The 23,389-nt window shown below is 64.1% G+C and carries 18 protein-coding genes and 2 pseudogenes; 8 read left to right on the top strand and 12 right to left on the bottom strand.

Features of this window, described 5'->3' with window-relative positions:
* Positions 1-80 precede the first annotated feature (80 nt).
* On the bottom strand, positions 81-1,577 hold the full coding sequence (locus tag AX729_RS01160) for an acyl-CoA dehydrogenase family protein (protein ID WP_245325009.1): 1,497 nt from the start codon (positions 1,575-1,577) through the stop codon (positions 81-83).
* Positions 1,578-1,684: 107 nt separating this feature from the next.
* Here AX729_RS01160 and AX729_RS01155 point away from each other — a divergent pair, with 107 nt between their 5' ends.
* Positions 1,685-2,314: a helix-turn-helix transcriptional regulator gene (locus AX729_RS01155; protein ID WP_061020063.1), complete on the top strand. Its 630-nt coding sequence runs from the start codon at positions 1,685-1,687 to the stop codon at positions 2,312-2,314.
* Here AX729_RS01155 and AX729_RS01150 read toward each other — a convergent pair.
* On the bottom strand, positions 2,278-3,732 hold the full coding sequence (locus AX729_RS01150) for an acyl-CoA dehydrogenase family protein (protein ID WP_245325008.1): 1,455 nt from the start codon (positions 3,730-3,732) through the stop codon (positions 2,278-2,280). The genes AX729_RS01155 and AX729_RS01150 overlap by 37 nt on opposite strands.
* Positions 3,733-3,803: 71 nt before the next feature.
* Positions 3,804-5,447 (bottom strand): annotated as a pseudogene (locus AX729_RS01145) (thiamine pyrophosphate-requiring protein); the annotation flags it as partial.
* 463 nt (positions 5,448-5,910) lie between these two features.
* Between AX729_RS01145 and AX729_RS01140 the strand changes: the two are divergent.
* Positions 5,911-7,530, top strand: coding sequence for a glycoside hydrolase family 17 protein (locus AX729_RS01140; protein ID WP_156456645.1), 1,620 nt, complete (start codon positions 5,911-5,913; stop codon positions 7,528-7,530).
* Positions 7,531-7,853: 323 nt separating this feature from the next.
* On the opposite strand, the pseudogene AX729_RS38365 reads toward AX729_RS01140, so the two are convergent.
* The 9 genes and pseudogenes from AX729_RS38365 to ku all read right to left on the bottom strand — a co-directional run.
* Positions 7,854-8,215: pseudogene (locus AX729_RS38365) on the bottom strand (thiamine pyrophosphate-binding protein); the annotation flags it as partial.
* A gap of 171 nt (positions 8,216-8,386) precedes the next feature.
* Positions 8,387-8,740, bottom strand: a complete 354-nt coding sequence (locus AX729_RS01130) for a hypothetical protein (protein WP_061020059.1) — start codon at positions 8,738-8,740, stop codon at positions 8,387-8,389.
* Between the two features lie 249 nt (positions 8,741-8,989).
* A complete protein-coding gene (locus AX729_RS01125; protein ID WP_245325007.1) occupies positions 8,990-10,984 on the bottom strand; it encodes a TonB-dependent siderophore receptor in 1,995 nt (664 codons plus the stop codon).
* A 512-nt stretch (positions 10,985-11,496) separates the two neighbouring features.
* A complete protein-coding gene (locus AX729_RS01120; protein WP_061020058.1) occupies positions 11,497-13,092 on the bottom strand; it encodes an MBL fold metallo-hydrolase in 1,596 nt (531 codons plus the stop codon).
* On the bottom strand, positions 13,089-14,009 hold the full coding sequence (locus AX729_RS01115) for a ribose-phosphate pyrophosphokinase (RefSeq protein WP_061020057.1): 921 nt from the start codon (positions 14,007-14,009) through the stop codon (positions 13,089-13,091). Before AX729_RS01115 ends, AX729_RS01120 begins: the two co-directional genes overlap by 4 nt.
* Positions 14,006-15,547: a thymidine phosphorylase family protein gene (locus AX729_RS01110; RefSeq protein WP_061020282.1), complete on the bottom strand. Its 1,542-nt coding sequence runs from the start codon at positions 15,545-15,547 to the stop codon at positions 14,006-14,008. Before AX729_RS01110 ends, AX729_RS01115 begins: the two co-directional genes overlap by 4 nt.
* Positions 15,548-15,682: 135 nt before the next feature.
* On the bottom strand, positions 15,683-15,847 hold the full coding sequence (locus AX729_RS01105) for a Flp family type IVb pilin (RefSeq protein ID WP_061020056.1): 165 nt from the start codon (positions 15,845-15,847) through the stop codon (positions 15,683-15,685).
* A 292-nt stretch (positions 15,848-16,139) separates the two neighbouring features.
* The gene (locus AX729_RS01100; RefSeq protein WP_061020055.1) at positions 16,140-16,376 is read right to left on the bottom strand and encodes a hypothetical protein; all 237 of its coding nucleotides are present in this window, start codon (positions 16,374-16,376) and stop codon (positions 16,140-16,142) included.
* A gap of 60 nt (positions 16,377-16,436) precedes the next feature.
* Positions 16,437-17,408, bottom strand: a complete 972-nt coding sequence (gene ku, locus AX729_RS01095; RefSeq protein WP_061020054.1) for a non-homologous end joining protein Ku — start codon at positions 17,406-17,408, stop codon at positions 16,437-16,439.
* 230 nt (positions 17,409-17,638) lie between these two features.
* Here ku and AX729_RS40330 point away from each other — a divergent pair, with 230 nt between their 5' ends.
* The 6 genes from AX729_RS40330 (at position 17,639) to ccmI (ending at position 23,366) form a co-directional block, all read left to right on the top strand.
* Positions 17,639-17,794, top strand: coding sequence for a hypothetical protein (locus AX729_RS40330; RefSeq protein ID WP_196232375.1), 156 nt, complete (start codon positions 17,639-17,641; stop codon positions 17,792-17,794).
* A gap of 246 nt (positions 17,795-18,040) precedes the next feature.
* Positions 18,041-18,715: a response regulator transcription factor gene (locus tag AX729_RS01090; protein WP_011085905.1), complete on the top strand. Its 675-nt coding sequence runs from the start codon at positions 18,041-18,043 to the stop codon at positions 18,713-18,715.
* Between the two features lie 106 nt (positions 18,716-18,821).
* Complete coding sequence (locus AX729_RS01085; RefSeq protein WP_061020053.1) at positions 18,822-20,198, top strand: ATP-binding protein; 1,377 nt, start codon at positions 18,822-18,824, stop codon at positions 20,196-20,198.
* Positions 20,199-20,359: 161 nt separating this feature from the next.
* Complete coding sequence (locus tag AX729_RS01080) at positions 20,360-21,760, top strand: hypothetical protein (RefSeq protein WP_061020052.1); 1,401 nt, start codon at positions 20,360-20,362, stop codon at positions 21,758-21,760.
* A gap of 98 nt (positions 21,761-21,858) precedes the next feature.
* Entirely contained in the window at positions 21,859-22,128 is a 270-nt protein-coding gene (locus tag AX729_RS01075) for a hypothetical protein (RefSeq protein ID WP_061020051.1), read from the top strand.
* A gap of 131 nt (positions 22,129-22,259) precedes the next feature.
* Positions 22,260-23,366 (top strand): c-type cytochrome biogenesis protein CcmI, encoded by a 1,107-nt coding sequence (ccmI, locus tag AX729_RS01070; RefSeq protein ID WP_061020050.1) that lies wholly within the window; start codon positions 22,260-22,262, stop codon positions 23,364-23,366.
* Positions 23,367-23,389: the final 23 nt, after the last annotated feature.

The following is a 23,389-nucleotide window of genomic DNA, read 5'->3' as shown; positions in this document are numbered from 1 at the left end:
TCTCCCGTCACGGCGCCGGCCACTCAAGAAGGTCGGAAGCCGCTCCGACCGGGAACGGCTTCCTTTTCAGTTTCCAGAAGCTACTCGGCGGCTTGCATAATCCCGCGCGATTTGGACAGCGGGTCGGCCACCGTGCCGATCGCTTCCATCGACTTCTCGAACTTGACGAAATCATCGTCCATGATCGCGCGGGGATTGAAATCTTCATCGGCAATAACACCGTGCACGCGCCGCCTCTGCATGCCCATGTTGCCGCCGTCGTAGATCGGCAGCACCGCGGCTTCGCGCAGATATTTGCCAAACTTGAATTCGGTGCTCAGGCTGTTGACGCCGACGATCTGCATGCACTTGTAGACGCACTCGAACATCGTCTCGGTGACGTTGATCTTGCACATGGCTCCGAGCAGCTCGGCATGCTGCGAATGCTTGTCGAGGTAGTCCGCTGCGCGCCACGAGAAGTAGCGCGCCGACTCGATCTTTGCCGCGATGTCGCCCATGACATAACCGGCGTTCTGGAAGCGGATGATTGGGTTGAGCGACCCCGCGGTGTTTTTCTTCAGGAACTTGAGTGCATCTTCGTAGGCCGCTCTGGCAACGCCGACGGCGGCGATGGCAGCGACCGGGCCGGACCAGGCGAAGTTTCTATTGATCACGAAGTCGCCATTGCCCTGAGCGCCAGGAAGTAGATTGTCCACGGGAACTCTGGCGTCCTTGAACACGATGAACGCGTTCGAAGTCGTGCGATGTCCTTCCTTGTCGAGGAAAGTCCAGGTAATGCCCGGCGTTCCGCGCTCGATCACGATGGCCGATAGTCCCTCGGTGCCTCCGACGGTGGTATCGGTTCGGATGATCGCCGTTTGTGTGTTGGTGCCAAGTCCATCCCAGCCAGCGGACGAGGACCATTTCTTCTTGCCGTTGATGATGAAGTAGTCGCCATCGCGCACCGCGGTCATGCCGATGCCGGCCTTGGGCTGCGGGCTGTCGAAATTCGCGGTGCCGCCAGTGCCGCCGGGCGGTTCGCCCGCGGTCCAGGCGCTGAGATAGGTGCCAGTGGGGTCGGAAGTCGCCGCGCCGATGAAACGCTTCTTTTGCTCTTCGGTCCCGTACCAGGACACGGGCATCAGGCCGAGGCCGTTGCATAAGACCGTACAGGCGAAGCCGGGATCGACTGCGCAGATTTCTTCGGCTGCGATCACGAAGTCGAGACAGGACAATCCGCCACCGCCGTACTCTTTCGGCAGCATCGCCATGGCGATACCGGCCTTGTAGGCCTCGACATAGGCACCCTTTGTCATCTGATATGCCAGCATCGGATCGGGCTCCTTGTCGGCCGCCGGTATGACCGGAGCCAAGACCCCTTCGGAAAAGTCCCTCGCCATTTTCTGAATTTTCCGCTGCTCTGCGGACATCGTGAAATCGATCGCCATGCAAGTTCTCCGTTGGATGCGTGTTTCGGTTGTTTGGAAGCGGAAGCCCCGGCCGATTTGCCTCCCACGTGCATCATCCTCCCGAACTCGGATCGGCGGAAGTAGATAGTTTAGGCAGTTATTACTGTTTAAATATCTAGAAGCGCACATGTCTGATGCAGTTTGGTTCGGTTTTGGGCAGTTTGCGCGTGGAATTGTGCAGCGCCGGAGACTCTGTTGAGATACATCTGGCTCGGATTTTCTGAGGAGGGCTTGGCGTGATTGTCGGCGACACCCAGCAGAAGCTGTTGACCAAACTTCTGGAATCGAAAGCTGGGCTCTCGGTGGATGAACTCGCGAGCGCAATCGATATTACTCGCAGCGCGGTGAAGCAGCACCTATCCGGTATGGAACGGTCCGGATATGTGCAGCACACCTCGTCGAAAAGCGGCGGGCGCCCCCGCTTCCTGTACACTCTCACCGAGAGCGGAATCGATCTTTTCCCCAAGCGCTATTCGTGGTTCTCGCGGGTGATGTTCGAGACCCTGCGCAAGAAGATCGGCGCGACGAAGTTTGGCTCGTACATGTTCGAGCTCGGAGTCGACATGTCGTCAGCGGCGATCCCGCGCCTGGTCGGAAAAACGCGAGTCGAGCGTGTCGTCGAGATCGTGAAGATCATGAACGAGACCGGATTTGCTGCGCGTGTGATTTCGCCCGGCAAAGGTGAGAAGCTGCCTCGCATCGAGTGCAAGAACTGCGTTTTTCACGATCTCTCAAAGGATTACACGGAGGTCTGCCAGTTCGATCTCGGGTTTCTTTCTGGTCTGATGGGGGCGCCGATCGAACACCAGGAGTGTATGCAGCGCGGCGGTCAGGCCTGCCGTTTCAAATTCGTGCCGACGGCCTGAACCTCCGCCGGCGGCGCCTTCTTTCCGAACGGTGTGGCGGCCGATCTTGCGATTGCGCGCGGGTCGAAATCCGGCTCGGCCATGACAGCGCATATCTTCCGCATTTGCATGCCGATGTTGCCGGCATCATATAGCGGAAAAACGGACGCTTCCCTGAGATAGCGTTCAAGCGGGTGCGATCTGTCGAGCGCGTTCACGCCGACCACCTTCATCGCCTGGAAGACGGCGCTGAACAGCATCTCGCTGCAGAAGACCTTCGCCATGGGGCCGATCGCGTGGCCGTCGGCGTTGTGGAGGTCGTGATAATGGGCGGCCTTCCAGGCGAAGGCGCGGCCAGCCTCGACCTTCATGGCGACCTCTGCGAGTGTATACGCGACCACCTGGTGGTTGATGATCGGTCTTTCGCCGCCTCCGGTGTACCTCTTGGCCCACGACAACGCGTATTCGTAGGCCGACCGCGCCACGCCGACCGAGGCGATAGCCGCCACTGGCCCGGACCAGGTGAACGCTTTGTTGATGACGAGATCGCCGTCACCGACCGCGAATGCGTTCTCCTCGGGCACACGGCAGTCGGAAAACAACATGGAATTGTTTTGGCAGAGGCGGTGCCCGGACTTGGAGATCGGCTGTTCGTATGAGATGCCCGCGGTTCCGCGCGGCACCACGATGGCGCTGAGGCCCCGTGATCCATCGGCGAGCGGATCGGTTCGGACGATGCAGACGTTGACGTCCGCGCCCTGCAGGTCCCAGCCGCCGGCATTCACCGGCCAGTATTTGCGTCCGTTGAGTACGTATTCGCCATTCTTTCTGTCGTGGAATGCCGTGAGGCCGATGCCGGCAGGATAGGACGCCGGACCATCGAAATTGGCTGTCCCCCCAGGAGTTCCTGCCGGTTCGCTCGCGGTCCACGCGGCGAGGTACTCGCCTCGCGGATCGCTGGTTGCTGGCGCTAGCCATTTTTGCTTCTGCGCGTTCGACCCGAACCAGACCAGCGGCATCAAGGCCAGGCCGTTGACGAGCAGGATGGTGGCGAAGCCGGGATCGACCGCACAGATTTCCTCGACCACGATCTGGAGGTCAACGTTGGAAATACCGCCGCCGCCGTACTTCTTCGGTATGAAGCCCGTCGCAAAGCCGAGCTTATAGCTCTCCACATAGGCGCCCCGGACCGATTGAAAGGCTTTTTGTGGGTCGGGTTCCTCGTCAGCGGCACGCACCAGCGGAGCGAGGGTCTCGTTGGCGAACTCACGTGCGATGCGCTGCAAGCGTCGCTGGTACGACGTGAGGGTAAAGTCGATCATCGCCGCTGCCTTTGGGTCACAAGCGCATAAAGACAGTTTTACATATCTAAAATGGTTCTGTGTGTGCGTATTGTGAGCATGCCGTGCCAATTGATAGGCAGTTGACGTTTGAGCCATTGATGGGGCGGCGGGAGATGCATCTCTCACCGCCCCATCCGATCGCGTGACACAGCTTGTGCGCGGGTGATCTATGCCCCCGGCCGCGACACCTCGGTCTCCTTGCTGGTGATGAACTCCAGCAGCACCGGCACGCCTTCCCTGGTCTTCTGGATACCGCGCCTGATCGCAGGCACGATGTCCTCCGGCCTCGTCACGCGTTCGCCATAGCCGCCGAAGGCGCGTGCCATGGCGGCATAATCGCCGGAGATGTCGGTCGAGCGATATTTCTCGGTCGAGACCGGCATCACCTTCAGCTCGATCGCCATCGAGAAATTGTTGAGCAGGATCGACATGATCGGAATGCGCTCGCGCACCGCGGTCTCGAAGTCCATGCCGGTGAAGCCGATGGCCGCATCGCCCCACACGTTGATGCAGAGCTTGTCGGGCTTTGCGAGCTTGGCGCCCATCGCAAGGCCCAGGCCATAGCCGAGCTGGGTCGTCTTGCCCCAGCCGAGATAGGTGAGGGGCTCGACCGACTTCCAGAACGGCGAAAGCTGGTCGCGCGGGCTGCCGGCATCATGGGTGATGATGGTGTTGTGGATGTCGACGGTGTGCTGCAGGTCCCACAGCACGCGATAAGGGCTCAGCGGCGCGTCGTTGCTGGTGAGCTTCGGCATCCATTTCGCCAGCCATTCCTTGTGCGAGGCCGCAATCTCGGCCGCCACGGCCGAGGCGTCGCGATCCGTGGTGACGGTCCTTCCGATCTCCTCCAGCAGCGCGTCGAGCACGAGGCCGGCATCGCCAACGAGGCCGATTTTCGCTTCCACATCCTTGTTGAGGTGATTGGGGTCGAGCGTGGAATGGATGATGGTCTTGCCCTTCGGCATCGCGATGCCGAAATTGGTCTCGGTGAAGGAGCAGCCGATGCCGAAGATGACGTCGGCCTCGCTCAGAAACTTCGGCACCGCGCGGGGCACGGCGAGGCCGCCCGAGCCGAGCGAGAGCGGATGCGTTTCCGGAAACGACGATTTTCCGCCGAGGCTGGTGGTGACGGGGATCGCGAGCCGTTCGGCGAGCCGTTTCAGTTGCGGCCAGGCCCGCGCGTAATGCACGCCCTGGCCGGCATAGATCACCGGCCGTCTGGCGTTGGCCAGCAGATGGGCTGCCTCCTTCACGTGGACGGGATCGGCGCCGTAGCGGGTGCGCAGCACCGGCGTGTAATCGAGCGGCTCCGGCACCTCCTCGTTCCACATGTCGGAAGGAATCTCGATGATGACCGGCCCGCCGCGGCCGTTCTTCAGCTTGGTGAAGGCACGGCGGAAGATGTTGGCGACCTCGCTCGCAAGGATGATCGGCTCGGACGACTTCGCGAACGGCTTCATTGCCTCGCTGGAATTGAAGTTCGGCTCGATATGCGACAGCCTGCGCTGATAGCCCATCGGCAGCACCAGCACCGGCACGGATTCGCCGAAGCACTGCGCGACCCCGCCCATCGCGTTCTCGGCGCCCGGCCCATGCTGCATGCAGAACGCGCCGATGTTGCGGCCCGACGTCACCCGCGAGATCGCATCCGCCATGTGGATGCCGACGCGCTCCTGCCGCACCATGACGGGGCGGATATCGGCTTTCGCCGCGTGCTCGATCAGATGATTGACGGGATAGCCGCAGAGGATCTCGATCCCCTCGCGCTTCATGATTTCCGCGATGGCGGTGCCGAGCTTCATGGCGTCTCTCTCCCTGGGCGAGGCCGGTTGCTCCGGCTGGTTGGGAAGAGAGGATCAGGAATCGGAAGGGCGGTAAAGTGTGGCACGACGCACATGCGGTAGGGCAGCCATGCGGACGGCTCACCGACCGGCATCTCCTCGTCGAGGGCATGGCCCGATCGGCCGGGAATGAGCTTCGCGGGCGTGGCCGCACACGGGCCGGGCAGGCTCGAATTGACCTGAATCAACGAGCTTGCTGCTATACTTGGAATGTTGGGACCGGTCGCGGCGCAACCGATGACCAAATCGATCTTGTCTTCTCACTGCGGGCGGCCGTGCGAAGCGCCCTCCGGATCGTGGGTACGAGAGAGACCGTGATGGCGTGACTGATCGTCAGCAAACAACGCCGTTCTTCTTCAGGCCTTCCGCATCGGCGAGGCCGCGCAAACCTGTCCTCGGAAGCAGAGGGCTGGTTTCGCTCCCCGCGCCGTTGATGCTGCTGCTGATATCCTTGGGCGCCATCGCGACGGTGTGGTGGTGGCTCGGCACGCCAGCCGACTTCGCGCACGCGCCGATCGATCCCAACCACAAGCTGCAATGCATATCCTACGCCCCATTCCGGAGCCATCAGACCTCGCTTTCCCCAACGACGCAGGTGTCGCGCGAACAGATCGCCGAAGATCTCGCCCAGCTTGCGAAGATATCCGACTGCATCCGTACCTATGCGACCGATCTTGGTCTCGATCAAATTCCCGAACTTGCGGCGAAGGCAGGTCTGAAAGTCATTCAGGGCATTTTTCTGGATCGAGACCGGCACAAGAATTCGCTGCAGATCGAAGCGGGCATTCGCCTCGCCAGGGATTATCCCGGGACCGTCATAACACTCGTGGTCGGCAACGAGGTCTTGTTGCGCAAGGAGATGGCGGCATCCGAGCTCGCGGCGGCGATCCGCATGGTCAAGGCCCGGGCTGGCGTCCCCGTGACCTATGCCGACGTCTGGGAGTTCTGGCTGGGCAACCGCGAACTCGGCGATGCCGTCGACTTCGTCACGATTCACATCCTGCCCTATTGGGAGAACGTTCCGATTCCAGCGGAAAGTGCCGCCGCGCACGCCGGCGAGATTCGCCGCCAGGTCGCGTCGGCCTTTCCGGGCAAGGAAATCCTGATCGGGGAAATCGGCTGGCCGAGCGAAGGGCGGATGCGGGAATCGGCCCTGCCGTCGCGCATCAATCAGGCACGGGTGGTCTCGGACGTCCTCGCGCTTGCGCGGCGCGAGAACTTCCGCGTCAACCTGTTCGAGGCCTATGATGAAACGTGGAAACAGGAGATCGAGGGCACGGTCGGCGGATCCTGGGGGCTGTACGATTCCCTATCGCGTACACCGAAATATCCGCCCGGAGCTCCCGTCAGGAACTATCCGTTCTGGAAGCTGCAGATGTGCGGCGGACTGGCGCTGGCGCTGCTCGTTTTCGGCGCGGCATGGCTGTCGTCCCGCGGCAGTCGCACCGAGCCCGCGCTCGTCGCGTGGATTGCGGTCGGACTGTCCGCAACCACCGCCGGAATCCTGTTCGGGGTGGCCGCGCAAAAGATGTCCAATGAAAGTTCCGGCGTGGGCGGCTGGGTTTTGTGGGGTTCGCTCCTGACGGCGGCAACCGCTTCCCCGGTGTTTGGTGCGAGCGCCCTCATGTCGGGTCGCGCGTTGCCTCGCCTTTCCGATGTGTTGGGTTCGAGCGAGCCCGGAACCCGATCGGTGCCGACGATCATGCACGGCCTGGTACTGATCGTGATCCTCGTGATCGGCACGGCGACCGCGTTCGGCCTGGTGTTCGATCCGCGCAATATCGATTTTCCTTTCGCGTCTCTCACCATGGCAGCCTTGCCGTTCGCGTTGATGGCGGCGCTCGGTCCAGCCAGGAAGGGACGCCGTCCTCTGGTGGAATCCATCTTTGCCGGCGTCTTTCTCGTATCGTCGATCTACATCGGGTTCAACGAAGGACCGGCCAACTGGCAGTCGCTATGGACCTGCGCTGCCTATCTGCTGCTTGCGATGACGTTGTTGCAGGCCTCGCGGGTGGAATCTGATCCGAGCGCAACGTCGGTGGTTGACCGCTAAAGCATGATCCGGAAAAGTGCGCAGCGGTTTTCCGAAAAGATCATGCTTAAACAACAACCTAAAGCGCGATGACGATTCATCTAATCGCATAGCGCTTTAGTCGCCGCGGATTTCCATCGGCTTCCTCGACGAGGGGGGCGATCTCTCACCTTGCGCCGATGCGAGGGCGATCCTGTCTCATTCGAAACAGGCCGCGAGAACGCGGCGGTATGCCCGCAGGTGAAATGCGGTAGAGCTGCGCCGCCTCTCCACACTCCGTCATTGCGAGCGCAGCAAAGCAATCCAGAATCGCTCCTCGGTGACAGTCGGAATTGCTTCGCTACGCTCGCAATGAACGACTTCATGGCCTCGCTGGAATTGAAATTCGGCTCGATATGCGCAGGCCGGCGCTGATAGCCCATCGGCAGCACCAGCGCGGGCACGGATTCGCCGAAGCATTGCGCGACCCCGCCCATCGCGTTCTCGGCGCCCGGCCCATGCTGCATGCAGACGCGCCGATGCTGCGCCCCGACGTCACGCGCGAGATCGCATCCGCCATGTGGATGCCGACGCGCTCCCGCCGCACCATGACGGGGCGGATCTCGGCTTTCGCCGCGTGCTCGATCAGATGATTGACCGGATAGCCGCAGAGGATCTCGATTCCCTTGCCCCGCATGATTTCCGCGATGGCGGTGCCGAGCTTCATGGCGTCTCTCTCCCAGGGCGAGGCCGGTCGCTCCGGCTGGTTGAGGAGAGAGGATCAGGAATCGGAGGGGTGGTAAAGTCCGGCCGGTGGCTCAGGCAGGTAGGTTAGCCATGCAGGTCGGCATCGGCCGGGGAGGACTGCACCAAACGTGGCTGCTGGGCTTTGCGGAGGCTATTTGCAATTCCGGCAAATGATCAGCTTGCGCTTCAACGACTCGCCGTCGGGATCGACTGTTGACGTGTCGGCGACGCCATACCTCGCGGTCCGCGATCCCGCGGGCGACGCGGCCTGCGCGTCGTCCTCGCGATCGACGCTGAAGCCGTCATAGTCGAGTGCGGGATTCGGAGCCTGGGTCGGCCCGGCGATGGCGGAAGATGTCGCCGGAGGTTCCTTGGTGCCGGCGCGCGGGGGCGAGGCTTTGGGCGGCGCCAGCGAAACCGGCGGCACGGTCTGTGCGAAGGCGCGGTCCTGTGGCCATCCGCCGACGAGGACCAGACCGAGCACCAGCAGCATGGCCGTTTTCATCGCAATCCTTCGCTCGATCCTGGATGCGGAGCACGGTCTCATCGGCCCGCGAAGTCGACCCTATCAGCAGCGATCTTGCAAGGAAAAGATGCCCGAAATGGGACCGCGGTTCGCCGGCCGCGATCCCTCGTGGGCTCAGGTCGAGCAGGCCGCGAGATCGCGACACCGTGTCTTGCGATGGCAATCCCCTCGACGGCGAACCTCACGCGTCCCGCATGCGGATCATCGCCGCTTGCGCTGAATGCCGGACTAGAAGCGGTAGGTCGCCGTTCCCAGGATCGTTCGTCCCTGACCGTAATAGCAGTCGCCGCGCGCATAGCAGGCTGCCACGTAGCGTTCGTCGGCGATGTTGTTGACGTTGAGTTGCAGCCTGTATTTGCCGGGGTCGTAGGCTACCATCATGTCGAACAGTGTGTAGGACGGGATCGTGTACGTATTGGTTTCCTCGTAGGAGTCGCCGATGTAGCGCACGCCGGCACCCACCGTCACGTCGTGCAGACCGAGCGCGCTCAGGCGATACTTGCCCCAGAGCGAGGCCTGGTTGGCGGGCACACCCTCCACGGTCTTGCCGACGTTGTCGCCCCGCTCGACCTTGGCGGCGATGTAGGAATAGCTGGCGATGACGTCGAGATCGGACGTGACCTTGCCGATGAGCTCGATCTCCGCGCCGCGAATGCGGACCTGGCCGATCTGGCTCGACGCGAACGGATTGGATGGATCGTTCGATGCGGCCAGACGGTTCTTCTCCACCGTGTCGAAGACCGCGCCGTTGATCGCGAGGCCCGGCATCGGCGTGTACTTGAAGCCGACCTCGTAGGTCTCGCCGCGCTGGTCCTTGCAGGGACCATCGAGACACGTGCTGCCGCCATAGGTCGGGCTGAAGGACACCGGATTGAACGACTGGGCCCAGGTGACGTAAGGATTGAATCCGAACGGCGTCTCGTACATCAGGCTGGCGCGGCCGGTCGTTGCCGACCTGTCGCTGTCGGCGCCGGTATACCGCGTGCTGGCATAGTCCTGCCGGATCCCGATCGTCGCCAGCCAGGGCCCGAGCCGCATCTGATCCTGGGCATAGAGGCCGGTCTGGGTCTGTTCTGCATCCGATCCCCGCGTCAGCGCCGGCAGGGGGACGCTGGTATAGACCGGCGAATAGAGATCGAACGGGGTCGCGTCGAAGCCGGAGCCGGTGGACGACCGTGCATAGAGGCTGCGATAGTCCACGCCGAACAGCACCTTGTGCTGGAGCGCTCCGGTGATGGCCTTGATCTGCACGTTGTTGTCGAGCGTGATATTGTCGTTCGACGTCTGCTGGTTGTAGCTGTAGCGATTCACCGTGCGCCTGGAGGCGTCGAGGAAGGGATCGGCCGAGAATGCGTTCGCGTAGACCGAACGATAGACGCCGTCGACGTGCGCATAGCGGAAATTCTGCGTGAATTTCACGGCATCGTTGAAGCTGTGTTCGAACAGGCTGCTGATCGCGCCGGTTTCGGTCTGATACACATCGTTGTTGGGGTCGCCGACAAACCGGTTGCGTGGAATGTAGCCGTTGATGCCGGGCGTGAGCGTACCTTCCCGCGGCAGGAAGCCATTGGTGGTGCCGGTCTTGTCCTTCTGGTAGACGCCGAGCACGGTCCAGCTCGTCTTGGCCGTCGGTCGCCATGTCAGCGAGGGCGCCAGCAGCATGCGATCGTCGGGGACGTAGTCGACCTGCGTTCCGCTATCGCGGAACAGGCCGACGAAGCGATACAGCCATTCGCCGTCCTTGGTGACCTTGCCGGTCGAATCCATCTGGACCTGCTTGCGGCCGAAATTGTCGAAGGACACGCCGATCTCGCTCGCTGCGTCTGCACGCGGGCGCTTGGATATCAAATTGACGAGGCCCGCGGTCGAGGTGTCGCCATAGAGAACGGATGCCGGTCCGCGGAACACCTCGATGCGCTCGAGCATGTAGGGATCGACGCGCCATTCGTTGAAGTTGTTGCGGTTGTTCACCCGCGTGCCGTCGAGATAGACGTTCGGATCCTGGCCCCGCACCTTGAAATAGTCGTTGCGGGAATCGACGCCACCCGGCTCGGCGAAAACGCCGGGCACGTAGCGCAGGGTTTCCTGGATGCTGCTGACGCCCTGGTCTCGGACGCGCTCGGCGCTGACGACGGAGATCGATTGCGCGGTCTGGTTCAGCGGCGTGTCCGTCTTGGTGCCGGTGCCGCTCTGTGTCGCCAGATAGCCCTGCACCGGGCCCATGGCGGTCTCCCCCGCCGCGGCGGGCTGCGCGGCGACCTGCGCCGCAGCCGGGGCGTTGCCGGTCCGCGCAGCGTTGCGGCGTGTTCCCGTCGCGCGTGCCGTGGATGTGCGTTGAGGTCGCGCCGCGGGTCGCGGTTGGGCCTGTTCGACGATGACAGGAGGCAAATCAACAGCCGTCTGCGCGATTGCCGAGGGATCGAACGCCAGAGTCGCAATTGCGACCGTAGAAGCACCAAATAGATACGTCGCGTTCTTCATTCCCACCACGCTTGCGCTTGATTCCAAAAGTCGAGACGGCTGGTAGCAACCGTGCCGATCCAGGAGCAAGACGAAGTCAGGCGGTTTGCAGCAATTCCAGATTGGTTTCGTTCCGGACGACCGCGCACTCATTTAACGAAGCGCGTCAATTGTTTCCGGCGAGCAAAGATTGGATGATCGGCAGCGCGTGCGCTTGAGACGCGCAGCCATAGGCGACCCCATCGCGCAGGGGGCGCAACCGTCAGCCAGAGGCCTTATCCTATGTCCTCCAGCGCGCGGCGCAGCCTTCGGATGATGACGCCGCGGGCGCGGTCGTCGGCGGCGGCTGCGACACGGTCGTTGATGTCGAGCATGAGCTCGGACATCTCGTTGTGCCAGTCGAGACGGGTCACGGCCTCCGGCGCGAGCCGCCGGCGACGATCCGCATCGAGCACGCGCGGTTCGGGTGCGGCGAGCTCATAGATATCGTCCAGCATCGGCTGGTAGACCTTGGCCGCGGGAATGATGCGTTCGGCCACGCGCTCGGCCAGCCCCGCGATCGCGCCTTCCTCGCCGTGGACCAGGAACAGGCCGCGCGCGATCGGCCGGCGCGCCGCGATCCAGCTGGCCATGCCGGCGCCGTCGGCGTGGCCCGAATATTCGTCGATCATGCGGATGCGGGCCGCGACCTTGATCTCGTCGCCCTGGATCCGCACCGCCTTGGCCCCGTTCTGGAGGAAGCGGCCGAGCGTGCCGTTGGCCTGGAAGCCGGCGAGCAGCACGGTCGCGCGCTCGTTCCACAACCAGCGCTTCAGATGATGGCGGATGCGGCCGGCGTCGCACATGCCGCTCGCGGCGATGATGATGTGGAATCCGGTGAGACGCATGATCGCCTTGCTCTCGTCCGGGGTTTCGGTGAATTTGAGGTGAGGGGAGTTGAGCAGGCGCATGACGTCGACGGATGGGTCGAGGCTCTCGGCATGCCGGCGGAACACTTCGGTCGCGCGGATCGCGAGCGGCGAATCGAGGAAGACCGGGGCCGTCGGAATCTCGCCGTGCTCCATCAGGTCGACGAGATCGACGATCAGCTCCTGGGTGCGCTCGACCGCGAATGCGGGGAGCAGCAGCGCGCCCCCGGCTGCCGCCGCCTCGCGCACCTCGGCCGCGAGGTGCTTGCGGCGGAGGGCGGGTGTCGTGGCCTCACGCAGCCGGTCGCCATAGGTCGCTTCCGAGATGACGTAGTCGAGGTCGCTCGGCGCTTCGGGGTCGGGCTGGAGCAGCTTGGCCTCGGGCCCGACGTCGCCCGAGAGCAGAACGCGCAGCGGACGCGTCGAACCTTGCTCGGCGATTTCGAGCTCGATCGAGGCGGAGCCGAGCAGATGGCCGGCGTTCCAATAACGCGCGCGGACGCCCGGGATCACGTCGGTCCAGCGTTCATAGTCGACGGCGCGAAACGATTGCAGCGATGCAATCGCATCGGCCTGCGTGTAGATCGGCTGCACCTCCTTGCGCCCGCGCGAGACGTTTCGCCGGTTGAGCTGCGTGACCTCCGATTCCTGGATGCTGCCGGCGTCGGGCAGCATGTAGGAGCAGAGATCGATCGTTCCGCGTGTCGCCAGGATCGGTCCCTCGAATCCCGCGCGCACGAGTTTCGGCAGCAATCCGCTGTGATCGATGTGAGCATGCGTGAGCAGCACGGCATCGATATCGGCGGGGCGAAACGGAAAGGCGCCGTAGTTGAGCTCCTTCAGCGTCTTCTGGCCCTGGAACAGGCCGCAATCGACCAGGAAGCGGCCGGTCGCGGTCTGGAACAGATAGCTCGAACCGGTCACGGTGCGGGCGGCGCCGCAAAATCGAACGGTGATGCTCATGTCGTCGCCTCCGGAAGATGTGTCGTGCCCAGCTCGGACCGCAAGGCGGCCGCGAGAATCTCGTCGAGTGCAATCGCATTGGTCGGATGCGGCACGCTGTCGGTCGAGCGGATCGACCGTATGCCGGACTCCGTGAATAAGGCGATCATCGCGGGTGGAAACAGCGCGTGCGTCACGACCGCATCGACCACGGTCGCGCCAATCGCTCTCAGCGCCTTCGCGGTGGCCATCAAGGTCGTCCCGGAGGATACGATGTCGTCCACCATGAGCGCCGGTCGTCCCGAGAGCAGGTCGGGATCGGCAAAGCTGACGGCGACGGAGCGGTCGCCATGCCGCGTCTTGCGCGCCACCGTGTGCTGCAAGTGCAAACGGCTCGCGACGTCATTCACCCAGGGCTCGGACTCCATGTCGGGCCCGATCACGACGGTCGCGGGATCGACGTTACCGGCGGCCAGCGCGTTCGCGATGGCCGGCATGGCGGACAGGTTCTCCGCTTCGATACCGGGAAACACGGACCTGATGTCGGGAGTGCGATGCAAATGCGCATCGACGGTGACGACGCGGTCCACGGTCGCAGCGAGCAGGCGGCCCATGGCGCGCTGGCTGATGGCCTCGCCGGCATGAAAGGCAGCATCCTGCCGCATGTAGCAGAGATAGGGCGCGACGAGGACGAGCCGCTTCGCACCGTCGCGTCGCAGGGCCTCCGCGGCGAAGAGCAGGGCGATGAGCTTGTCGTTGGGCTGATCGAGCGGAGCGTAGAGGATCGTGGTGTCGGTCGCCGGCGCGACCGCGACCCGCAGTTCCCCGTCCGGAAAGCGATGTATGGCGATCTCGCCGCAGGCAAGCCCAAGCCGCGCCGCGAGGCGCCTGGCCGCACCGGTGCCGCACGGCAATGTCTGGAGCGCGACCGTGCTCACGACGCCGTCTTGCCCTGCGGTGCCTCTTGACCGTTGACGAGGTAGCCGGTCTCGTCGTCGGCGGCGGCGGCAACCAGATCATGCTCGGGCCGGTCGAACGTGTAGACGCGATAGAGCGGCTCGCCCTGCTCGACGCGGTCGCCGATCTTCTTGAACAGGCGGATGCCGGCGCCCTTGTCGAGCGGCGCGCCGGCGGTTCGTGCGAGACGGTTCAGGCGCAGGCAGTCGATCGCCGATACGATGCCGTCATGCGTCGCCTCGACGTCGAAGCTGAGCGGTCCCAGCTCGTTGCTGCATGTCGACGGCCCCTGAGCGTCGATGATCTTCTGCATCTGCTTCAGCGCCGCGCCGCTGTCGAGCAGCTCGCGAGCCCTCGCGTAGCCGGCGCCGCCGCGCAGCTTCGGATCGTATTCCAGGAGATGTGCGGCGAGCCGCAGCGACTTCTCGCGCAGGTCGCGCGGCGCGTCCTTCTCGTTGCCGAGCACCGCCATGACGTCGTTGGCCTCGAGCACCGGCCCGATGCCGTTGCCGATCGGCTGGCTGCCGTCGGTCGTAATCACCTCGACCGTGCGGCCGAAGCGGTCGCCGACGAATTCGAACAGCTTCCGCAGCCGCATGGCCTCGACGCCGCCGGTGACTTTCGCGGTCGGCCCGACCGGAATGTCGATCAACAGATGGGTCGAGCCCGCCGCGATCTTCTTGGACATGATGGAGGCGACCATCTGCTCGCGGGTATCGAGGCTCAGGGGGCGCTCGACCGAGATCAGGACGTCGTCGGCCGGCGACAGGTTCACGTGCCCGCCCCAGATCAGACAGCCGTTGCAGGTCGAGACGATCGCCTTCATCTCCTCGACGCCGACATTCACCCGCGCCAGCACCTCCATCGTGTCGGCGGTGCCGGCAGGCGAGGTGATGGCGCGCGAAGAGGTCTTCGGGATCGGGAGACCATGGGCGGCGACGATCGGCACCACGACCATCGAGGTGCGGTTGCCGGGGATGCCCCCGATGCAATGCTTGTCGACGACGACCGGGTTCGGCCAGACCAATTGCGTGCCGGCCTGCGCCATTGCCCCGGTGAGGGCGAGAAGCTCGTCGCTGGTGATGAAGCTGGCCGAACCGATCAGAAAGGCGGCGATCTCCATGTCGGAGTAGCGATAGTGCGCGAGATCGTTGATGATCGCGCCGATCTCGGCCTGGCTCAATGTTCGTCCGCGGATCTTCGCACGCACTGCTTCCAGGCTCTCCGGAGGCGAGGCGGGCCTGACCGTCACCGGCGTTCCGACGGCTTCCGCGAATCGCCGGAACGCGGGCTCGGAGAGTCCGATCTCGTCCGGAGCCGCCAGCGCATCGTCGTCCGTGATCAGCAGCGTCGCCAGGAGAACCTTGCCGCCCAGACGAAGCTCGACGCGGCTGAAACCGCGGAATATCTCCGCGCGCAACGCCTTCGAGTGCCTTGAGACGACGACGACGTTCTCACGGCCGGTATCGAGGCGGACGCGGCGGATCTTCAGTTGGGAGTGCGGAAGGTCTTGATGCATGGACGGGCCGGCGGCAGGGAGTTGGGTCTCCATGCTTAAACGTCGCCGTCCCGATGCTGTTGACCCAGATCATGGCCCGCAAGGCGGGAGACCCGGGCGAGGAGCGCTACGCGCCGCGCAGGCCAGGGCCTGCCGCTACTTCATCGACGAGCTGATCGAGTTGAACTTGTTGTTGAGCAGCGCGCCGCCCGTGTTGTTCACGACGGTCACGATTGCCAGGGCGATTCCGGCGGCGATCAGGCCATACTCGATTGCGGTTGCGCCATTCTCATCGGCAAGGAAGGACCTAAACAGACGCATTGCCAACTCCTGTTGATCCGATCCGATGGATGGTCGCCTCGTTATCGGACTCGAAAATCGATCGAATAAATCTTTGTGCGCGCCAAAAGAATTAAGCCCCGGCGATCACGCCTCCGCTGATACGACGGAGTCCATTAAATTAGGGTTCCGTCGATGCGTCCAAATGGATTCAAATCGCAGCCCCCCAAGCGGGCTGCATGGCCGAAGTGCCGTCGAGGCGAGATTGTCGGGCCGCTTAACCGATTGTTGAGCCTGTTCTTCAATCGGCCCCGCAAGGACATGTCCACCGCGCTCATCGACGCCGTCCGTCCGTATTCAGCGCCCGCAACATGGCGATGCGGGCGAACATCACCCAACCGCCGCCGGTCTCGGCCGCATTGATCAAGGTTTCGATCGCCGTCTGCCAATGCGCCTCGTGCTGGGCGTCCTCGGGCAGCCGCATGATGTAGTCCGCGGCATCCTGAAGCGTGAGCAGCTTGCGCTTGCTGCTGACGCGAACGGGATCGTCGAACGCCGTCGACCAGGGCATGTCAGGCCGGCCGGTCGGCGAGGAGAGACATCACGGGGGCGACCGCGCGGTGCGATGCGGCTAGCCGGCCTTCTTCGCCCGCGCCGGCTTGTCGGCCTTCTTCGCGGCGTCCCTGGGCGCAGTCTTTGCCGCGGCCTCCTTGCCGCCCTTGCCGGCGATCGGCAGCAGCATCTCGCGCTGCCCCTCGACGCGCTTCTTCGGCCTCTTGCCCTTGACGGTCTCCTTGGCGGCCTTCGCCACGGGCGCCGCGTCCTTCTCGCTCGCGAGGCTCTTCTTCAGCGCGTCCATCAGATTGATGACGTTGCCGCCGGTCTTCGGTGCCGCCTTGGCGGTGATCGGCATGCCGCTGCGCTTCTTGTTGATGAGGTCGATCAGCGCGGTCTCGTAATGGTCCTCGAACAGCTCGGGCTCGAACGCGCCGGACTTCTTCTCGACGATGTGCTTTGCGAGGTCGAGCATGTCCTTCGTGAGCTTCACGTCCTGGATGTCGTCGAAATATTCCTTCTCGCTGCGGACCTCGTAGGGGTAGCGCAGCAGCGTGCCCATCAGCCCGCTATCGAGCGGCTCCAGTGCAATGATGTGCTCGCGATTGGTCAGCACCACGCGGCCGATCGCGACCTTGTCCATGCTGCGGATGGTCTCGCGGATCACCGCATAGGCGTCGTGGCCGACCTTGCCGTCGGGCACGAGGTAATAGGGACGGATCAGGTAGCGGTTGTCGATGTCTGTCTTGGGCACGAACTCGTCGATCTCGATCGTGTGCGTCGAGTCCAGGGCGATTTCGTCGAGCTCGTCCTTGGTGACCTCGATATAGGTGTCGGTGTCGACCTTGTAGCCCTTGACGATGTCCTCGGACGTCACCTCGTCACCGGTCTCGGCGTCGACCTTGAGGTACTTGATCCGATGACCGGTCTTGCGGTTGATCTGGTTGAACGAGACTTTCTCGGTATCCGAAGTGGCCGGATAGAGCGCGACCGGACAGGTCACGAGCGACAGACGCAGAAAACCCTTCCAATTGGCGCGGGGGGCCATAGGCTACTCCAGACGCAACAGAGGACAAGTACTAAGGATAACATCGCCCCGGCCCGAATCATAGCAACCGCCGGCACGGAATCTTGCAACGGCGTTAATCGCGGCCTGCACCGCATTGCCGGAGCACGCCCATGGCCGGAACATCGCCCGAGATCACGCGTTGCTCCCGCACGACATAACCGCGAGAAGGTCGCGGCCATCCGACGCGACAGCGAGAGATTGAGGTCACCATGGCAACCACGCGAGAGCAGAAGCGGATCGTGGAAACTCCGACCGAGGCGCGTCAGGGCGAGCCTGGACCCTCCGTGGCGGCGCTGCTCGCCATCTCGACCGGGCTCGCAATCCTGATCCTCGCCGTCGTCTGGTTCGTGTTCTTCCGCACCTGACGACCGGATCCGGACGGCCGGACCTTCCGGCTGGCCGCGTAACCCGGCACACACTGCGCCCGCCATGCCGCCGGCTCGTCCCGCGGCCTGGCGGGCGCAGTCGCATTGGCTTGAAAGCAGGTCGTATATGACCAAAAAGTAACGTAGCCCGGTTCCCCGCGTTCATATTCAGTTCACGCCGGAATTGCTCATCTCTTATGGTGTATTCATGCAGCCTGTTCTTGCAGCCTATCTTTGGAGAGACGCGTGCGCCTGCTCGTTGTTGAGGACGACCCCGATCTCAATCGCCAGCTCACCAAGGCGCTGACCGACGCCGGCTATGTCGTCGATCGGGCCTTCGACGGGGAGGAGGGGCACTATCTCGGCGACAACGAGCCGTATGACGCCGTGGTGCTCGACATCGGCCTGCCGAAGAAGGACGGCATCTCGGTGTTGGAGGCCTGGCGCCGCAACGGCCGCACCATGCCGGTCCTGATCCTCACCGCACGCGACCGCTGGAGCGACAAGGTGCAGGGCTTCGATGCCGGCGCCGACGACTATGTCGCAAAGCCGTTCCATCTGGAGGAGGTGCTGGCACGCATCCGCGCCCTGCTTCGTCGCTCGACCGGCCACGCCCAGAGCGAGCTCAGCTGCGGTCCCGTCACGCTCGATACCCGGACCGGTCGGGTCAGCGTGTCAGGCAATCCCGTGAAGATGACCTCGCACGAATATCGGCTTCTGGCCTATCTGATGCACCATTCCGGGCGGGTGGTCTCGCGCACCGAACTTGTCGAGCACCTCTACGACCAGGATTTCGACCGCGACTCCAACACCATCGAGGTCTTCGTTGGACGCATCCGCAAGAAGCTCGACGTCGACATCATCCAGACCGTCCGCGGTCTCGGCTATCTCCTGACCCCGCCGCCTGCGCCGGGCGCCTGAGGCCCGGGCTTCGGGCGGTCCGGGCTTGACGGCCGCGCTGACACGGGCCTTGTTCGGCCCATGACCTTCGACCGCCTGACTTCCAGCCCCTGCCGGGACCGTTCCGATGGCCGCTAGCTCGCTTGCGAACCGACTGTTCTTGTCGGCGACCGCCTGGCTCGTGGTGATCCTCGCCATCACGGGCGTCGTGCTGTCGTCGGTCTACAAGGATGCCACCGAGCGCGCCTTCGACCGCCGGCTCAATCTCTATCTGCGCACGTTGATCGCGGAAGTCGCGACCCCCGACGAGCCGCCGGACCGGCAGTTCCAATCGCTTGGCGAGCCCCTGTTCGAGCTGCCGCTGTCCGGCTGGTACTGGCAGATCACGCGGACCGACACCGAAAAGCCGGAGGTCCGCTCCTCGCGCTCGCTGTGGGACAAGAAGCTGCCGAAGCTGGAAGAGCAGGGTGCCGAGCTCACCGCCGCCGGCATTCGCCTTGCCTATGTCGACGGACCGGAGGGACAAAATCTGCGCATGGTCGAGCGGCCGGTCGATCTCGGCGCCGACGGCAAATTTCTCGTCAGCGTCGCCGGCGACGACACCGAGATATTCGACGAAACGCGAAGCTTCGACTACTATCTCGGCGGCACGTTCACGGCGCTCGGCATCGTGCTGCTGCTGACGACCGTGTTCCAGGTCCGCTTCGGCCTCGCGCCGCTCAAGCGCATCTCGGAATCGATCGCCGACATTCGCTCCGGGCGGGCGGAACGGCTCGAGGGTGAATTCCCGGTCGAGATCGCGCCGCTGGCACGCGAGACCAACGCGCTGATCGATGCCAATCGCGAGATCGTCGAGCGCGCGCGCACCCATGTCGGCAATCTAGCCCACGCGATCAAGACGCCGCTCTCGGTCATCGTCAACGAGGCTGGCGCCCACGCGGCCGATCCGTTCGCGGCCAAGGTGATGGAGCAGGCGGACCTGATGCGCGACCAGGTCGCCCATCACCTCCAGCGTGCGCGCATTGCAGCGCGGGTTTCAGTGGTCGCGACCGTGACGGAGGTGGCGCCTGCCATCGAGGCGCTGCGGCGGACCATGGAGAAGATCCATCGCGACCGCGACATCGTGGTCGAGGCCAAGGCCGATCCATCCGCAAAGTTCCGGGGCGAGCGGCAGGATCTTGAGGAGATGGTCGGCAATCTCGTCGACAATGCCTGCAAATGGGCGGCTTCGCGCGTCTTTATCGAGGTGCGGGTCGAGACGCCGCACCAGACCGGCGCCGGCCCGCGCCTGCGGATCATCGTCGATGACGACGGGCGGGGCCTGTCGGAGGCCGAGCGCGCCCAGGTCTCCCGGCGCGGCCAGCGGCTCGACGAGTCCAAGCCCGGATCGGGGCTCGGGTTGTCGATCGTGACCGACCTCGCCGCGCTCTATGGCGGCAGCCTTTCGCTCGGCTCTGCGCCAAACGGTGGCCTGCGCGCCGAACTGGTCCTTCCTGGAATATAATCCCTTGTTGCCACGAGGCTTTTTCCCGTCGTCGACACACGTCCAGGGAAAACCGGCGGCATTCGAAGCCACTTCCTAAACGGCTTCTTAAGTGGCGACCTCCTAAGATCGGGCCCGGACGCATCCCATGTCCGCCACTTTACCGTGCATTACCCGGGCGCATGAGCCAGACATCGATCGAGCGGCTGACGGAATATCTCGCGCAGCTCCCGCCGCAGTCGCAGGCGTTGCTGATGCGGGAGTTCGAGCGCGCGCTGGAGCGCGGCCAGGACACGGCCGTCGCGACCCTCGTGCTCGATCAGTTGCGCAAGATCGTCCGCAAGACCGAAGCCGACGAAGCGCCGCCGCCGCGGACGGACGATCTGTCGCGGCTGCTGTTCCAGGTGCTGGAACCGTTCCTGGTCGAGGCGGGCGTCCCGATCCGGGTCGGGCAGATCCGCCGCTCGTCGCTACAGCCCATCTGGCAATGGCTCGGCCGTGACGGCGCCCCGGACAAGATCAGCGAATTCGAGGCGGCGCTGTCGCGCATCCCGGCCGACAATGCAGGGCAGGTCGAAGTCCTGGCGCAAAAGCTTCAGGCGGTGGCCGCGGACGCGATCCTCAAGTTGACGGGACCGGGCGGCGGCGACAAGTCGCGCGCGATGGCCCGCGTCGGCCCGCCGAACGTGATCGAGGACCTCTATTCGATCGGGGCGGTCCTCCAGGTCCGCGAGGCCATCGCCACCTTGAACGAGAAGCTGCCGCGCTTCCTGCGCGCCTTCGGCGAGCCCCAGATCGCCTCGGTGACGTCGGCGCTCAACATTCCCGCGCTTCAGACGCCACAGATGCTTCCCTTCGCGCTCTCGATGGTCGTGCAGCGGATGACCGCCCCCTGGCAGATCATCCGCCTCGCCATCAAGATTGCCGCGTCCGATGACGAGATTCGCGTCGCGGCAACGCCTTATGGCGCTGCCGTCACGATCGCGCTGCACGATCTGTCCTGCGTGGCCGCGATCCTTCGCATGGACATCAAGCGCGGCCATTTCGACAACGTCGCCGGCAATCTCAAGACGCTGCACGACGGCGTGCGCGGCCTGCGCACCGAGCTCGACCTGCGCAACGATTCCGCGTGGGGCAAGCAGTTGACCTCGATCCGGGCCGACATCTCCAATGCACTGCAATCCGAGATCGACAGCGTTCCCGGCCGCGTTCGCCGTATCCTGCGCCAGCGTCCGGAGAAGGACATTCCGCCGGGCGCGCGGATCGACAGCACCGAGGTGGAGGAAGCGGTGGCGCTGATCGACTTCGTCGCGACCTGCCGCAACTATGCGAGCGAGCTCGCGATCAACGAGGTGACGCTGCGCACCTATTCCGATCTCCAGCAATATGTTGAGCGGTCGACCGAGCAGCTGGTGCAGTCGCTGCGCGCCGCCGATCACAAGGTGCGCACCTACCGGCAGCAGCAGGTCCAGGCAGCCATCCGCTTCTGCGAGGTGCTGTTCGGCGACGACTACGCCTCGCTGATGAGTCGTGCGGCGGAGAACGCGCTCACGGGCGAGCGCAAATCGTCGCGCGCGGGCTGATTAAGCGCAAATTTCACGGTCACAATTTCTGGTTGACGGTGTCGATGGCGCGCCGTACGGTTCCCGAGCAAGTTCGGGGAATTTCTATCTGCAGGCGCATGAAGTCCATCATCAGCTCCATCGAAATCGAGAACCACGTCATTACGGCCAAGTACCATCGACTGATGGTCGGCGCGAAGGTGGTGCTGGTTGAGAAGGAAAGCGGCCGGCAATTCCCGGAGACGATCACTAGGGTCGCCTCTCCGGTTCCGGTCGGGGCGCTACGCATCCGGTTGCCCGATGCGATCAGGCCGGGAACATACTTCCTGAAGGTCTATAACGGGCACGGCGAGAATACCGCGCAGAGTGCGGACTTCGAGATCGGCTAAGCCGTTGGAGTTTCACCGTTTCGGGACCGCGCGGGTTCGCGCCGAATTGACAATTGTCAATTGCCGCATCGTCCGGCCGTGGTGTAAAGGCACCTATAGGCGCGGTTCGTGCGCCGCCGGAAGCTTGCCAGATGACGTTATGGTTCGTGTTCGCGCTGATGACGGTCGCGGCGATTTTCGCCGTGCTCTGGCCGCTTGGCCGCAGCAGCCGCGCACAAGATCAGGGCAGCGAGGTCGCGGTCTACAAGGACCAGTTGGCCGAGATCGAGCGTGATCTCACGGCAGGATTGATCCCTGCGCCGGAGGCCGAGGCGGCGCGCGTCGAGATCAGCCGCAGGCTGCTCGCGGCAGCGGCCAGCGAGCCCGCAACGGCGCCGAAGTCGAGCCTCAAATGGCGTCGTGCCGCGGCCGTGCTGGCGCTCGCCGGGCTCCCGCTCGTTGCGGTCGGCATCTACATGCCGCTCGGCTCACCGAGGCTTCAGGACTTCCCCCTGGCGCAGCGGGAGCGTGGGACCGGCATGGCGCAGTCGCTCGAGAACCTCGTCGTGCAGGTCGAGCAACATCTGGAAAAGAATCCGACCGACGGGCGCGGCTGGAACGTGCTCGCGCCGGTTCTGGAGCGGCTCGGCCGCTTCGATGACGCGGTGCGCGCCTATCGCAACTCGCTCACCTACAATGGCGAGAGCGCGGAGCGCCGGTCCGATCTCGGCGAAGCGATCTCGGCCGCTGCCGGCGGCGTGGTGACGGCCGAGGCCAAGGCCGAGTTCGAGCGAGCTCACGCCTTGAACGCCGACGATCCCAAGGCAAACTACTTCCTGGGTCTTGCCGCCGAGCAGGACGGCCGCAAGGGCGATGCCGCCACGATCTGGCGCGCGCTGCTCGCGAAAGCGCCGGCGGATGCGCCGTGGCGTGCCCTGGTGCAGTCCTCGCTCGCGCGGGTCGGCGGGGGCGACACGATGCCCGCGCTGTCCGATGAGACGATTGCTGCCTCCAGGGATATGGCTGAAGGCGATCGCAACGCGATGGTGCGCGGCATGGTCGATCGTCTGGCGACGCGGCTCAAGCAGAATGGCGAGGATGTCGAGGGCTGGCTGCGTCTGGTGCGCGCCTATCTCGTGATGGGCGAGCGTGACAAGGCTGTGGGAGCCTCGGCGGACGCCCGCCAGGCGGTTGCCAGCGACGCCGACCGGCTGCGCCAGCTCAACGAAGGCCTGAGGACTCTCGGGCTCGGCGGATGACGATTTCGGAACGAGACGAGCGG

Source organism: Bradyrhizobium sp. CCH5-F6, assembly GCF_001556045.1.
GTDB lineage: Bacteria > Pseudomonadota > Alphaproteobacteria > Rhizobiales > Xanthobacteraceae > Bradyrhizobium.
This window is presented reverse-complemented; position numbering and strand designations above follow the sequence as displayed.

Coding starts and splice junctions, on each gene's coding strand:
- AX729_RS01160 (WP_245325009.1), bottom strand. CDS start 1,577: ATGTGCGCTTCTAGATATTTAAACAGTAATAACTGCCTAAACTATCTA.
- AX729_RS01150 (WP_245325008.1), bottom strand. CDS start 3,732: ATGGCTCAAACGTCAACTGCCTATCAATTGGCACGGCATGCTCACAAT.
- AX729_RS01140 (WP_156456645.1), top strand. CDS start 5,911: ATGCTGCTGCTGATATCCTTGGGCGCCATCGCGACGGTGTGGTGGTGG.
- AX729_RS01130 (WP_061020059.1), bottom strand. CDS start 8,740: ATGAAAACGGCCATGCTGCTGGTGCTCGGTCTGGTCCTCGTCGGCGGA.
- AX729_RS01125 (WP_245325007.1), bottom strand. CDS start 10,984: ATGGGCCCGGTGCAGGGCTATCTGGCGACACAGAGCGGCACCGGCACC.
- AX729_RS01120 (WP_061020058.1), bottom strand. CDS start 13,092: ATGAGCATCACCGTTCGATTTTGCGGCGCCGCCCGCACCGTGACCGGT.
- AX729_RS01110 (WP_061020282.1), bottom strand. CDS start 15,547: ATGCATCAAGACCTTCCGCACTCCCAACTGAAGATCCGCCGCGTCCGC.
- AX729_RS01105 (WP_061020056.1), bottom strand. CDS start 15,847: ATGCGTCTGTTTAGGTCCTTCCTTGCCGATGAGAATGGCGCAACCGCA.
- AX729_RS01100 (WP_061020055.1), bottom strand. CDS start 16,376: ATGCCCTGGTCGACGGCGTTCGACGATCCCGTTCGCGTCAGCAGCAAG.
- ku (WP_061020054.1), bottom strand. CDS start 17,408: ATGGCCCCCCGCGCCAATTGGAAGGGTTTTCTGCGTCTGTCGCTCGTG.
- AX729_RS40330 (WP_196232375.1), top strand. CDS start 17,639: ATGGCAACCACGCGAGAGCAGAAGCGGATCGTGGAAACTCCGACCGAG.
- AX729_RS01085 (WP_061020053.1), top strand. CDS start 18,822: ATGGCCGCTAGCTCGCTTGCGAACCGACTGTTCTTGTCGGCGACCGCC.
- AX729_RS01080 (WP_061020052.1), top strand. CDS start 20,360: ATGAGCCAGACATCGATCGAGCGGCTGACGGAATATCTCGCGCAGCTC.
- AX729_RS01075 (WP_061020051.1), top strand. CDS start 21,859: ATGAAGTCCATCATCAGCTCCATCGAAATCGAGAACCACGTCATTACG.
- ccmI (WP_061020050.1), top strand. CDS start 22,260: ATGACGTTATGGTTCGTGTTCGCGCTGATGACGGTCGCGGCGATTTTC.